16 protein-coding genes are annotated in these 12,372 nt (G+C 35.2%); 3 read left to right on the forward strand and 13 right to left on the reverse strand.

What is annotated here, in order from left to right; genetic code table 11:
• Positions 1–48 precede the first annotated feature (48 nt).
• On the forward strand, positions 49–993 hold the full coding sequence (locus DW114_RS05175; protein WP_117452727.1) for an AEC family transporter: 945 nt from the start codon (positions 49–51) through the stop codon (positions 991–993).
• 45 nt (positions 994–1,038) lie between these two features.
• Here DW114_RS05175 and DW114_RS05180 read toward each other — a convergent pair whose 3' ends face one another.
• Positions 1,039–2,196, reverse strand: a complete 1,158-nt coding sequence (locus DW114_RS05180; RefSeq protein WP_117452728.1) for an AI-2E family transporter — start codon at positions 2,194–2,196, stop codon at positions 1,039–1,041.
• Positions 2,197–2,261: 65 nt separating this feature from the next.
• Entirely contained in the window at positions 2,262–3,911 is a 1,650-nt protein-coding gene (gene nadE, locus DW114_RS05185) for an NAD(+) synthase (RefSeq protein ID WP_117452729.1), read from the reverse strand.
• Between the two features lie 114 nt (positions 3,912–4,025).
• On the opposite strand from nadE, the gene DW114_RS05190 reads away from it, so the two are divergent.
• Entirely contained in the window at positions 4,026–4,760 is a 735-nt protein-coding gene (locus tag DW114_RS05190) for a TrmH family RNA methyltransferase (protein WP_117452730.1), read from the forward strand.
• 299 nt (positions 4,761–5,059) lie between these two features.
• On the opposite strand, the gene DW114_RS05200 is transcribed toward DW114_RS05190, so the two are convergent.
• The 8 genes from DW114_RS05200 to DW114_RS05235 form a co-directional block, all read right to left on the reverse strand.
• Positions 5,060–5,386, reverse strand: coding sequence for a MazG nucleotide pyrophosphohydrolase domain-containing protein (locus tag DW114_RS05200; protein ID WP_053769005.1), 327 nt, complete (start codon positions 5,384–5,386; stop codon positions 5,060–5,062).
• A gap of 65 nt (positions 5,387–5,451) precedes the next feature.
• Positions 5,452–5,601 carry a SatD family protein gene (locus tag DW114_RS22170; RefSeq protein WP_117452731.1) on the reverse strand — a complete coding sequence of 50 codons (150 nt, stop codon included), beginning with the start codon at positions 5,599–5,601 and terminating at the stop codon, positions 5,452–5,454.
• 109 nt (positions 5,602–5,710) lie between these two features.
• Entirely contained in the window at positions 5,711–6,460 is a 750-nt protein-coding gene (locus DW114_RS05210; RefSeq protein WP_117452732.1) for a tyrosine-protein phosphatase, read from the reverse strand.
• Positions 6,448–6,864 carry a hypothetical protein gene (locus DW114_RS05215; RefSeq protein ID WP_117452733.1) on the reverse strand — a complete coding sequence of 139 codons (417 nt, stop codon included), beginning with the start codon at positions 6,862–6,864 and terminating at the stop codon, positions 6,448–6,450. The genes DW114_RS05210 and DW114_RS05215 overlap by 13 nt, the downstream gene beginning before the upstream one ends.
• Positions 6,865–7,176 carry a rhodanese-like domain-containing protein gene (locus DW114_RS05220; RefSeq protein WP_117452734.1) on the reverse strand — a complete coding sequence of 104 codons (312 nt, stop codon included), beginning with the start codon at positions 7,174–7,176 and terminating at the stop codon, positions 6,865–6,867.
• A gap of 9 nt (positions 7,177–7,185) precedes the next feature.
• Positions 7,186–7,536, reverse strand: coding sequence for an amino acid permease (locus tag DW114_RS05225; protein WP_117452735.1), 351 nt, complete (start codon positions 7,534–7,536; stop codon positions 7,186–7,188).
• On the reverse strand, positions 7,536–7,973 hold the full coding sequence (locus tag DW114_RS05230) for a peptidylprolyl isomerase (RefSeq protein ID WP_117452736.1): 438 nt from the start codon (positions 7,971–7,973) through the stop codon (positions 7,536–7,538). Before DW114_RS05230 ends, DW114_RS05225 begins: the two co-directional genes overlap by 1 nt.
• Before the next feature lie 62 nt (positions 7,974–8,035).
• Complete coding sequence (locus DW114_RS05235; RefSeq protein WP_117452863.1) at positions 8,036–8,998, reverse strand: retropepsin-like aspartic protease; 963 nt, start codon at positions 8,996–8,998, stop codon at positions 8,036–8,038.
• Positions 8,999–9,092: 94 nt separating this feature from the next.
• On the opposite strand from DW114_RS05235, the gene DW114_RS05240 reads away from it, so the two are divergent.
• On the forward strand, positions 9,093–9,953 hold the full coding sequence (locus DW114_RS05240; protein ID WP_117452737.1) for a DUF4438 domain-containing protein: 861 nt from the start codon (positions 9,093–9,095) through the stop codon (positions 9,951–9,953).
• 26 nt (positions 9,954–9,979) lie between these two features.
• On the opposite strand, the gene DW114_RS05245 is transcribed toward DW114_RS05240, so the two are convergent.
• The 3 genes from DW114_RS05245 to DW114_RS05255 all read right to left on the reverse strand — a co-directional run bounded on the left by DW114_RS05245 (position 9,980) and on the right by DW114_RS05255 (position 12,371).
• Positions 9,980–10,723 carry a Bax inhibitor-1 family protein gene (locus tag DW114_RS05245; RefSeq protein ID WP_233509527.1) on the reverse strand — a complete coding sequence of 248 codons (744 nt, stop codon included), beginning with the start codon at positions 10,721–10,723 and terminating at the stop codon, positions 9,980–9,982.
• 71 nt (positions 10,724–10,794) lie between these two features.
• The gene (locus DW114_RS05250; protein WP_117452738.1) at positions 10,795–11,532 is read right to left on the reverse strand and encodes an N-acetylmuramoyl-L-alanine amidase family protein; all 738 of its coding nucleotides are present in this window, start codon (positions 11,530–11,532) and stop codon (positions 10,795–10,797) included.
• Positions 11,533–11,546: 14 nt separating this feature from the next.
• Positions 11,547–12,371 carry a hypothetical protein gene (locus DW114_RS05255; RefSeq protein WP_117452739.1) on the reverse strand — a complete coding sequence of 275 codons (825 nt, stop codon included), beginning with the start codon at positions 12,369–12,371 and terminating at the stop codon, positions 11,547–11,549.
• Position 12,372 lies beyond the last annotated feature (1 nt).

The raw sequence follows: 12,372 nt of genomic DNA on the forward strand, positions 1-12,372 counted from the left end.
GTTTTTTTGTGGTATAATGGAATGCGAATAAAATGAAAGGTGGATTTTATGAATGATTTAATTTTTTGTTTAAATGTTACCATACCGGTATTTTTAACGATGATCTTAGGGATGATCTTTCGTTATTTGCATATATTTACAGATGAATTTGTTAAACGAATGAATGCATTTGTATTCTCCTGTGCCCTGCCCGTCTTGTTATTTAATGATTTATCAAGAGTAGATTTCTTTTCTGTCTGGGATACCCGCTTTGTCTTATTTTGTTTCTTTGCTACCTTGATTTCCATTATCTTTTCCTATCTGGTTTCAACTCGACTACACAATAAAGCAATACAGGGAGAATTTGTACAAGCAAGTTATCGCAGTTCTGCGGCTATCCTGGGTATCGCTTTAATTGAGAATATCTATGGACACTCCACGATTGCACCATTAATGATTTTCGCCAGTGTTCCTTTATATAATGTCATGGCTGTCATCGTACTTTCTGTATTAAAAAGAGAACGTACCAAAATGGGAAAGGAAGTTCTCATCAAAACAATCAAAGGAATTGCAAGCAATCCAATCATTTTAGGAATTATAGCTGGTTTTCTTTGGTCAATATCCGGAATCAAGCAGCCTGTAATCATGCAGAAAACATTAAACAATCTTTCTGTGCTGGCAACACCTCTTGGTCTTATGGCCATGGGAGCATCCTTCCAATTACAGAATGCCAAAGGATTATGGAAGCCGGCAATCCTTTGTACCTTTATCAAATTAATTGTCTTTGTGGCAATATTTCTGCCCATCGCCATATGGATGGGATTCACATCAGAAAAACTGGTTGCCATCCTGATTATGTTAGGCAGTGCCACAACTGTCAGCTGTTTCATCATGGCCAAGAATATGGGACATGATGGAACACTATCTAGTACCGTTGTCATGCTAACGACCCTGTGTAGTGCGTTTACCTTAACCATGTGGCTATTCATCTTAAAAACTTTATCTTATATCTAAAAACAAGCGTTAGACTTATGGAATACACCAAAGCCTAACGCTTTTTTACTCATCTTTATATGTTAAATCTTTTAGCTCCAGTTCTTTCTTATGTAAACGATAATTCACAAATTCACGAACCGCTGTATAGAATACCGCAAAGCATGGGACTCCAATAAACATACCAATGACGCCAAATAATCCACCGCCAACAACAACGGAGAACAAGATACCAATACTTGGCAAACCCAGTTTATCTCCCAGAATCAATGGTCCTAAAATATTTCCATCAAACTGTTGAAGTACAAAGATAAACAAAGCAAAGTATAACGCTGTAATTGGATGAATAATAAATAGAATGAATATACCTGGCACAGCACCAATAAAAGGTCCAAATACCGGAATCATGTTTGTCACACCAACAAATACCGATAAAAGTAATGCATATGGAAACTGAAAAATCAATGAACCAATATAACATAGGGTTCCAATGATCAAGGAATCAATCGCTTTACCTACAATAAAATTATTGAAAATATCTGCACTGGCGATTGCCATACGATGTAAATATTCACTTGCTTGTGTTGGGAAAATCGCATAATTTATTTTCTTAACATATCTCATCAAACGTTCTTTATCCATCAACATATAAATCGCTGACATGATACCTAAAAGCACATCCAGCAGGGTACTGCCAAATTGAAAAGTCATCTTCAACATCTGAGGCAATGCCGTGGTGACCATATTCGTAATTTTATTAAAGAAATCACTTTTCTGTATATAATCACTCACATGTTCTGCATTGATTGCATGTTCTGACATATAACTTTCCGCAAACTTTTGGAATTCTTCAACATATCCAGGGAATGCCTTTACAAGTGAAAATACACTGTCCACAAGCTGTGGTATCAATAAAGCCATAAAGCATCCTACAATGATGATTGCTAAAACCATCGTGATAATCGTAGAAAGATTTCGTTTTGTCTGTTTTTTTAATCTTGTTTTCCCTAAAACCTTCGTTTCTATCAATTCCATTGGTCGATTCAATAAGAATGCAATCGCAAACCCCAAAATAAATGGCATCATCAAACTGGTAACTGTATTAAAAACCCCCACCAATACATCAATTTTATAATATGCGAAATAGATTGTAATCCCCACTGCAACAACAATGATTGCCGCAATGATCTTATGACGCATATCTTCACTTACTTTAAACTTCATGCATTTACCTCCATTACCGCTATTGTACCATGACTTCGACTAAGAAAACGAAAAGTTACAAAATTTTAAGAAATCTTCATGATTTTCTTAAGCATGCCCTCATCATCCTTGCCATATCCACCCTGTGTACTGATACGTCCAGTAATGGTTTTCGCATGTAAAGTGATACAAGGAGGCAGTTGCAGACGTTTGAAGGCATTGCGTTTCATTGTGGACAATAGCCAGTCTAAATCCTGTAAGAACGTTTCTTCTGTATCAATTTGATAATACTGCATCCATTCTCCCAGCTCATTTTGAAGTGTTTTTTTGCGATACTCCAATAGTAAAGAAGCTTTTGTTGCACCTAATCGAATTTTATTCAATAATGCATCATGATAAAACCATTTCATTGGATCCTTTTGTGCATCTTTTAATTCAGCACTTGGCATCATATCCCAAATCATTTCGCCGTCTTTAAATTTTGGCAGCAGATTTTCAGGGACAACTTCTTTTCCCATACGAGCGTTGATTTCATGTGCGATTTCAAACAGTGTTACCTTATCCAAATCACCAATTAAAGAAAGTGCACCAATACTATCACCATATAATGTACAATATCCAAGACTTGCTTCTACCATATTGGCATTATTCACTACAACACCACCCAGCATACTGGATATTCCATTTAACACAAAACCACGAATCCTTGCCTGTAAATTCTCCTGTACAAGAGATGGCATGCCATTTACATCAAATCCAAATGATTCCATGAACTGATCTTTCATATCATCTACCATCTTTTGAATACTGCCTTTATGATAAGCAATTTTCAAAGCAGTTGCTTCTTTTTCCGCATTATCAATGGTTTTCGTACTGTTATAGCCAGTTGGCATATTATAGCCATAAATCCGCTTATTCCCCAGTGCCATTGTTAATAATGCAGCTGTGACACTACTATCAAGTCCTCCACTCAATCCAACAACCCAAGGCATGGAAGATGGAAATACAGATGCATCAAAAGATTTGATCCCCATTAATAAGGCATCTAATATATGTTTTTCTTTAGGTATATCTTTTGTATCATGTATATCCACAATGTCCATCGTATCAGTGAAATACGCTGCCTGATAAACTAATTCATGATTGCGATAGATATAACTTCCACCTTCCATCACCTTTACCTGTTTTCCACTGTTTTGTGCGCCACAAACATTGGCGTATATAATATTTCCATGATAAGTGCTTTCTTCATCCATATCATAAGGATGTGCATCCAGATTGATATTCATATCCGCTAATTGAAGTTCCTTCCCAAAATTAAGCGCAAACACCATATCTTTAAATTCAATAGCACTATTGATGTCACTTTCTTCAAAATACATAGCATCATCTACATATTCTGTCGTTTCATTTTTCTTTACACGCATATGCGTATTGCCCTGATACGCAAAAAAAGCGGCATTGAAACGTCGTTTATTGCGATAACGAATATTTCCCCATACAATAGCGATATCATCGCTCATTGCGATTAATTGCTCGTTAAAGCTGTCCACATAGCGACACCATGCATCATCCATCCAGTCTTCACTTAACAGATATCCACTGATGGCATTCTGTCCAAATACGATCATATCTGCCTGTGCTTTTTTGGCTTCTTCAATTCTTTGCTTCATATAAACAAAATTTTCTTCACATTTTTTTGGTTTGACCATCATGGTCACGATTGCTATCTTCATATCAAAACCTCACTTTTTCCTATAGTTTACCACAGAACACGTATAATGAAAACAAAAGTATTTCTAAATTTTCCTAAGGCATGCTATAATACCTTTGATTGAGAGGTAACCGAAATGGAAGACTATATTTTAGAAGGTAATATCAGCGTTAAAGCTGCCCTTTTGGCGAATAAACGCTGCATTCATAAGATTTATGTAGATAAAAAGAAAAAAGACCGCGACACGGCTTTTATCATCCGTAAAGCAAAAGAAAAAAAGATACCGATAGAAACACACACACGAGAAGAAATAGATGAATATGCGCAAGGCAAAACCCATGGGGGTATGATTGCATTTTGTGGAGAACGAAGTTATCAAAAACTATCCGATTGTATCATGAATGATGATTGCTTCTTATGTATCCTGGAAGGCATTGAAGATCCATTTAATTTTGGTCATGTCCTTCGTTCCCTGTATGCTGCAGGCTGTGATGGTGTCATCATTCCACCAAGAAACTGGACAACTGCCGCAGGTGTTGTCGCAAAATCCAGTGCTGGTGCCAGTGAATATTTATCCATGATCATCGCTGATGATATGGAAGCATTACTTACTGAAATGAAAAACAACGATATACATTTAATCGCCGCAGAGCGAAAAGATGCAGTGAATCTTTATGAATATACATTTCCAAAACGTGTCTGTATCGCCATTGGTGGTGAAATGCGTGGCTTAAGTAAAATCGTAGCACAGGCTTGTGATCAAAATGTCTTCATACCTTATGCGAATGATTTTAAAAATGCAATGAGTGCCAGCAGCAGTGCTACCATATTCGCTTTTGAATTATTAAGACAGCGGATGATCAAAAAATAGTAAAAGGCTTCAAAATAAGCCTTTTTTCTTTTAGTTATAATTGATAGTTATTTCAATATTTTTCTGCCTCTCTCACATTATCTTTTTTACAGAACACATGTCTTAGGCTGCGGGGCGTTATCTTCGGTAATGGCGTTTTCTCATGGCTCTTGTTATATTTCTTTATAACACCGTTCAACACCGATTTATAACAGCCCTCCTGCATAGGGTGTTAATTACGCCATCTTTTTTATATACATAACATCAATAATTGAAAGCATTAGAAGCACTATATAACAATTCATCAAACATATTCTTATTTACCAACGCTTCATATTCTTTTCAAACTTATTAACATATGCAGATTTTAATTCTTCGGATGAAATATCGTAACATAATAAAACATCATTGTAATACATCAGAACATCTGCTAATTCTTCAATCAAATCCTTTCTCAAATCTTCATCTTGACTGGCTTTTAATCCGCTATGTTTTTTTACAATATCAATTACTTCGCCAATTTCTCCAACCATCCATAGTAATTTGTTTTGCCCTACTTCAGCAGAAATACCTTCCCATTTATCTTTGTATTTTTCTTGTAGTATTTTTTGCATTTCTTTCATTTCATTTATTGTAAATTCACTCATATAAATATCTCCTATAAATTTCAATTTGTCTTTACCTGCATTATACCATGCAGTTATAAGCATTGTCATTTCTTTTCTGCTTTTGAAAAGCTATTAATTAGCCTATACTTTAAGTCCTGTACTAATCCTTGAAATTCATCTCCTAGACTTATTTGAAATTTTGCGGCTAACGATTTTTTATAAATAGAATTGATTTTTTCTAAAACTTGTTTCAACTGATACTATTATATCATCAATTTGATTCCTTATATAAGGAATCACTCCCCTTTTTCTATATAAAAAAACAGAAATCATATTAGATTTTCTGTTTCTTGATATATTTATTTAGCGAGAAGTGATGAAATGCTCTTTGATGATTTCCAGACTTTCTTTAGAAACACCTATGGATAACAGATATGCTTCACAACCACCACTTGTTTCCAGTTTATCTAAAAGAGGTTCCATCATATCCGGCGTACTTTCAAATAAAGCACGAATTTGTGGTACCTGCATAAGTTCCTTTGGTAACATTTGATTGACACCTAATGTGTTATACGTTGCACTTACCTGATAATCCGCAAGGATATCATAACGGTCAACCCCAATTAAAGACAATAACAAGACACTCAACATGCCTGTACGATCTTTTCCAGCAGTACAATGAAACAATACTGCTTCATGACGTGATAAAGCATTAGCAATCACATCAAATACTTTTATAATTTGTTCAGGCACATCTTCAATCATCTCATCATATTTTAATTTCATGCTTTCCATAAACTGTTCTCTGGCTTCATCATCCAGCAGTTCTTTAGGACTTTTGTCCTCTTTCATGAATGGTAATGAAACTTTCGTCATGCCATGAGCAGCTGCATCATAACCCATTTGCTGTTGTTCACTGTCACTACGTAAATCGATGATCCATTTAATATTGCAATTTGCCAGATATTGCCAGTCATGTTCATCCAGTTTTTCCAAAGAATCACTGCGATACAGCATATGCCAGCTGCTCATACAATGTTCATCTATGGCATAGCCACCTAAATCTCTTACATTGCAAGCATGATGTAATGGTAATCTTCTTACTTTTTGCATTTCTTCTTTTTCCCCCTGGCTTTACTTTCCTGCAGTTCTTTACGCATTTTTTCAATTCGTTCCCGTTCTTCCAGTTCCTGTGTTCTACTTCTTACTTTATATAAAAAACCATCACCAAAAATAAATCGCAGCAACATTGTTAAAAAAATGCATATGGCAGACAACACAATAAATACAATCAGATAACGTAAAAAGCCTTGTAGATTGATCTGATCAAAATATACAAAAATCGTATCTGTCACAAATAATAAAACGATAGCAATGATCAAGTATGGAAATATCTTATTTTCTATATATAAAGATTCCTTACAGTGATCGCATTGTACACGTGGTGAAAATTTATTTTTCATATAATGAAAAGAAAATTCCTGCCCGCACTTTGGACAAATCAGTTTCTTTTTCATTTACGCACCAGTTTCTACTTCATAAGGCCAGCTGATAATTCCACCAACGTTATATACTTCTTCAAAACCCATTTCTAATAATTTACGTTTTGCGGTAGTACTACGCTGTCCACTACGACAGTATACATACAGTTTTTTATCCTTTGGCAACATGATTTCTGCACTTTGGTCTAATTCACTCAAAGGTACATTGATTGCATCTGGAATGTGACCATTCGCAAATTCATCAATCTCTCTTACATCGACAAGCAGGACATCGTCATCCTGCATATCCGCTCGTACTTCTTCCATTGTTTTATCAAAATTGAACATAGTTCCTCCTTAATCGACAAACAGATATCCACAAAAGATATACAGCATATTAATATAAAAAGCACCCATTCCAAGATAAGCCATCCAGTCACTGACATATGGGATACGAAAATATCCAAGCTGTGTAAACAGCAGCAGGACTACGACAACAACCGCAAATACCTTACGGAAAATTGCATTGCTTTTCTTTTTTCTGTTTCTATTCAGAGATACCCCAAACATAAATAATGCGGATACCGTGACGATAATCAGCAATGTAGAAACAAAAGCACCTGTTAAATAGGTTTCAATCAGTTTTGTTAATACCGCTGAAACAACAATGACCAATACAGGAAAGCCTAAACGCTTTACATCATCCATTATGCTTCCTCAATTTCAACCATATCCATAACATCGCCATTACGCATAGATGTTACAGCTTTCATGTTATCCGTTACTTTTCCAAATACGGTATGAACACCATCCAAATGTGGCTGTGGTTCATGACAGATAAAGAACTGACAACATCCTGTATCTTTCCCACGATGTGCCATAGATAAGCTTCCAGTTACATGACGATTTGGGTTATGCATGGTTTCACATGGAATTGTATAACCTAAATCTCCAGCACCTGTTCCATAAGGGCATCCACCCTGTGATACGAAGTGTGGAATTACACGATGGAATGTTTTGCCATTGTAGTAGCCTTCCTTGATTAATTTCACAAAATTTTCTACTGTGATTGGGGCATCATCCGGATATAATTCAAATGGGATGACTTCCCCATTGTGCATTGTAATTTTACCTTTGATAATCATAATTGATACCATCCTTTCGCTTTTACCTTATATACTATACACGAAATTGAAAGAAAAAACAATCATGCAATCAGAACCATTGCTTTACTGTTCACAAATCTTATTCTTCTTCCTTTAAATATTTCATTTCCTAAAACACCATCAAAACAAAATTCAGGAAATAGCTGTACTCTACCTGTTCCTACATGTTTCAAATGGATATGTGCCTTATATAAATATAATTCTACTGATGATAATACTTTCACATCCAATTCTTCCAAGCCATGCACGCCAAATCCTAATGTCTTTCCTTCATCTGCGATCTGATATTGAAATTTATCAATCGCATGTTCTCCTATCCAGCTGATTTTTGATCCACTGTCAAATCCAAAGATACCGGTTTTCTTATCTGGTGTCTTTACGATAAAAAAAGGAAAACTTCCCATCACCATATTGGGATGATCAAAGCGAAAACGATTTTTTAATACCTTCATCTGCTTTGCGATATCATCTAGTTCAAAATCAATCGTACTTAAGATATCCCATCCTAAGATACCATCAAACATAAATAAGTCAATATTTCCAAATTTCAAAGAAAAGTCTTGTTCCTTTAAAGCAATCATCGGAAAATTATGATATTCGATTGCGCCAAATTGTAAAGTATCTGCACGCATGCCTTTCATTGCTTTTTCTTTTCCACCAACACTGCCCACAGACAATGTCCTGCCTGTTTCTTTCAACTGCAGTTCTTTTATTTTAGATTCCTTCATCCCACTGATCTGTGCACCTGTATCAATGATAAAGGTACAGCGTACATGGTTGATATAAACAGGGATGGTTAATAAGCCAAATACATTTCGTTTCATAGGAAGTGTAAATTCATCCTGGTATTGATTCATTTCTACCTCATGACTTCCATTTACGCTTTCTCTTGCCTGTTGTAAAGCTGTTAAAAAGCTTCCATGGGCATATTTTTCTATGATACGATCTCTTTCTGTTTTTTCTATGATGACTTCTTCTTTTGTGGTTGTTACACATTTGTGCATGATCATTGCCTCACCTCGATGGTATTATAACATTGTTTCTCGTGTGTTTCCATGTGTTTTGCGGTATAATAAAAAACAGATGGAGGTGTGTGTTATGAAAACGAATAAAAACTGTTTGCCAATCATGAGTGTACAAGGCTGTGTAGATCATCCTGGGTTAAAAGGGGATGGCTATTGGGTTGGATATGATGGCTGGGGAAGAATTTCCATGTCTGTTGGAGGTATCACCTATAATTATAAAATTGGTGATTGCTGTATGGGTATTGCTGGTGATCATATTGAACCAGGTGTTAGTATCAAGCATCCAGGAAGTAAAGAGAATAATGCATTAATGGCATTTGCATGTATTGGTAATAAAGCGAAAGTTATTTCTGGTGATGCAAAAGGTAGTATTGGATATGTGACTGGAAAACATGGTGGCATTGATCATGTAATGATTTATTTTGATGATGATACTTTGGATAAAATGACATGTGATGATCGTATTTTGATTAAAGCATGTGGTCAGGGATTAAAATTAGATGATCATGAAGATATACAGGTGATGAATCTTGATCCTGAGCTACTGGATAAATTAAACATCCAGGAAACAGCTAATGGTTTAAGGATTCCTGTAAAAACTATCATTCCTGCATATCTGATGGGAAGTGGTTTAGGCAGTACGAGTATGATGAATGGGGATTATGATATCATGACACAGGATAAACAGGCAAATCAAAAATTCCATTTAAATGAGCTTTGTTTTGGCGATCTTGTGGCAATTGAAGATCATGACAATCATCATGGACCTCATTATCTAAAAGGTGCAATTTCCATTGGTGTTGTCGTACACAGTGATTCCTTTACCAGTGGACATGGCCCAGGACTTACCATCATTCTAACAAGTGAATCTCAACAACTACTGCCGGTCATTGATCAGCATGCAAATATCGCAGAGTACTTAGGCGTAAAATAAAAACACAGATTAATTTCTGTGTTTTTTTAAGATTTACGATTTCCCATGATTCTTAAGATATACAGGAAGATATTAACGAAATCCAGATATAACTGGAAAGCACTATAGATAGAGATACGATTCATCATATCTGTATCCTCCATGCACTGTTCAGATAACTTACGCATTTTTTGTGTATCATAAGCAGTAATACCAGTGAATAATGCTAAGCCGATACCTGCAAATAACATTGTATAAATATCCTGTCCTAAAAACATCATTACGACTTCAATTACAACCATGATCATTAAACCGATATATAAAACAGGTCCAATTTTCATTAAATTCATTTTTGTTGTATAGCCAATCACACCTAAAGCACCAAAATACGCAACAGATAAGCCAAATGCAATCGCAATGGATTCTCCTGTATAAATCATTGCTAATGAAGAGCAGGTAACACCAAGTAGTGCAGCATATACTAAGAATAGAATTCTTGTTGTTGCGACTTTCATTTTAAATAAACGTGCTGAGAATACAACCGCAATACCTAATTGAGCAACCAGTAATACCATTGGTGTCATTGGTTTTGTATATAATAAGAACCAAAAATCGATACTATTATATAAGATTGCGGATACAATTGCAGTTACACCAACACCTGCTGCCATCCATAAGAATGTTTTCGCAACCTGTTTACGCATGATATCTGACTCGGATGAATAATCATTCGTGCCATCAAACATGCTTCTTTCTTCTTTATCTAATACATCATCATGTTTTCCAAACATTGATAAAACCTCCTTTATTTCATTAGTATACACTATTTTGAATTATATTTCATTAAATTTACAAGTTTTCATTATTTTTCATTCACATAAGCAATAATTCCATTCGCAATCGCTTCCGAAATCTTAGAAGCCCCATCCTCACTTTCGATAAATGCAGAATCTTCTTCATTACTGATAAAACCAACTTCTACCAAAACGGATGGAATATGATTAAACGTCAATAAAGATAATGGACTGATTGCTTGATCTTTAATACCTCGATCTGTGCTTTCACTCACAGCTTTAAACTTTGAGATAATATTTTCTGCCAATTTCACATTTTCATTATTATCGTAATTAACCCAGACTTCATGTCCGCGTATTTCATCTGCGTATTCTTCAGAGAAATTCATGTGAATGGACACAAAACATTTTGCATTACTTTCATTTGCGATTTCAGAACGTGCTAATAAGTCTTCAACGTTATCATCACTCCATGTGACATTATCATCTGTTCTTGTATAAATTACTTCTATATTGTTTTTCTCTAATATTGCGCCAACTTTTTTTGAAATATTCAAATTCAGGTTTTTCTCTAATTTTCCATTGGTGCTTTCACTTCCGCTGTCATATCCTCCATGACCTGGATCAATCACAACCTTGATTTTTTCTTCTTTTTTCTCATCTGTGGGAATACTTTGTTTACTCACTTCATTTTCATGCTCTTTATCCAATGCATAGCCTTTTTCACGCATACCGGGAATTACTGTAAAGCATAAAAGAATCAACGATATCCAAATAATGTTTCTCTGTATAAAATTTTTCTTCATATGGTTCCTCGCTTTTATTTTTGTTCTTCGATCAATTGCTGGATGACCTCAAAAGCTTCGCTTTTTTCATCCCATAAGTTTCGATACTTCTTTAAAATACGAATTGCACGCTGTTCATCTTCATCCAGATAAGCAAGTGCATAATGTAAAAGTGCATCACATGGATCTAAATGATTTTTTAACAGTGTCTGAAATATCTGTTCACCTTTTTTAGATTTCATTTTTATGTAGGCAGTTGCCTGTTCATATTGCATACTTGCTCTTAGAAATGGATGACTTTGTGGAAATGTCTTTAACATCTTGTCGCATAAATCCACAATTTCACGATATATTTGGCGCTGTTTCATGCCTTCCTGCATCATCATATCTAATAGACTCATAAAATAAGCATATAGATCAACACCATCATTTACCTGATACTGCATCGTTTCTATAGCTTTAATGCCAAACTTCTGCGCTGTTTGACATAATTTGCGATAACATCCTGCCACTTGTTTGATTTTCTCAACTTGTGCAAGATTCTCTTCCATTATATCACGAATTTGACTAGATAAAATACCATAATGCATAAATCCATAATTTTCTCGGATTGCAATCTCTAAAACTACTTCATCAATAAATTCTTTTGGATATTTTGCAGGATGAATATCGTAAGTATCAAAGATCATATCCGCAATGGAAAGTTCATTATATGTATGAACAAGCTGCTCTTTTATTTGATCATAACGTAAAGCACAGCCCATTGATTTTAGCTGTGCATTTATTTCTTCTAAAGACATGGAGGAAAGCTCCTGAACCATCGTTTGATAAGCGAGTGTTTTTAAAATTGTTTCTGACATA

Origin of the sequence: Absiella sp. AM09-50 (assembly GCF_003433845.1) — a bacterium.
Lineage (GTDB): Bacteria > Bacillota_I > Bacilli_A > Erysipelotrichales > Erysipelotrichaceae > Hoskinsella > Hoskinsella hominis.

Coding starts and splice junctions, on each gene's coding strand:
- DW114_RS05175 (WP_117452727.1), top strand. CDS start 49: ATGAATGATTTAATTTTTTGTTTAAATGTTACCATACCGGTATTTTTA.
- DW114_RS05180 (WP_117452728.1), bottom strand. CDS start 2,196: ATGAAGTTTAAAGTAAGTGAAGATATGCGTCATAAGATCATTGCGGCA.
- nadE (WP_117452729.1), bottom strand. CDS start 3,911: ATGAAGATAGCAATCGTGACCATGATGGTCAAACCAAAAAAATGTGAA.
- DW114_RS05190 (WP_117452730.1), top strand. CDS start 4,026: ATGGAAGACTATATTTTAGAAGGTAATATCAGCGTTAAAGCTGCCCTT.
- DW114_RS05200 (WP_053769005.1), bottom strand. CDS start 5,386: ATGAGTGAATTTACAATAAATGAAATGAAAGAAATGCAAAAAATACTA.
- DW114_RS05210 (WP_117452732.1), bottom strand. CDS start 6,460: ATGCAAAAAGTAAGAAGATTACCATTACATCATGCTTGCAATGTAAGA.
- DW114_RS05215 (WP_117452733.1), bottom strand. CDS start 6,864: ATGAAAAAGAAACTGATTTGTCCAAAGTGCGGGCAGGAATTTTCTTTT.
- DW114_RS05220 (WP_117452734.1), bottom strand. CDS start 7,176: ATGTTCAATTTTGATAAAACAATGGAAGAAGTACGAGCGGATATGCAG.
- DW114_RS05225 (WP_117452735.1), bottom strand. CDS start 7,536: ATGGATGATGTAAAGCGTTTAGGCTTTCCTGTATTGGTCATTGTTGTT.
- DW114_RS05230 (WP_117452736.1), bottom strand. CDS start 7,973: ATGATTATCAAAGGTAAAATTACAATGCACAATGGGGAAGTCATCCCA.
- DW114_RS05235 (WP_117452863.1), bottom strand. CDS start 8,998: ATGCACAAATGTGTAACAACCACAAAAGAAGAAGTCATCATAGAAAAA.
- DW114_RS05240 (WP_117452737.1), top strand. CDS start 9,093: ATGAAAACGAATAAAAACTGTTTGCCAATCATGAGTGTACAAGGCTGT.
- DW114_RS05245 (WP_233509527.1), bottom strand. CDS start 10,723: ATGTTTGGAAAACATGATGATGTATTAGATAAAGAAGAAAGAAGCATG.
- DW114_RS05250 (WP_117452738.1), bottom strand. CDS start 11,532: ATGAAGAAAAATTTTATACAGAGAAACATTATTTGGATATCGTTGATT.
- DW114_RS05255 (WP_117452739.1), bottom strand. CDS start 12,371: ATGTCAGAAACAATTTTAAAAACACTCGCTTATCAAACGATGGTTCAG.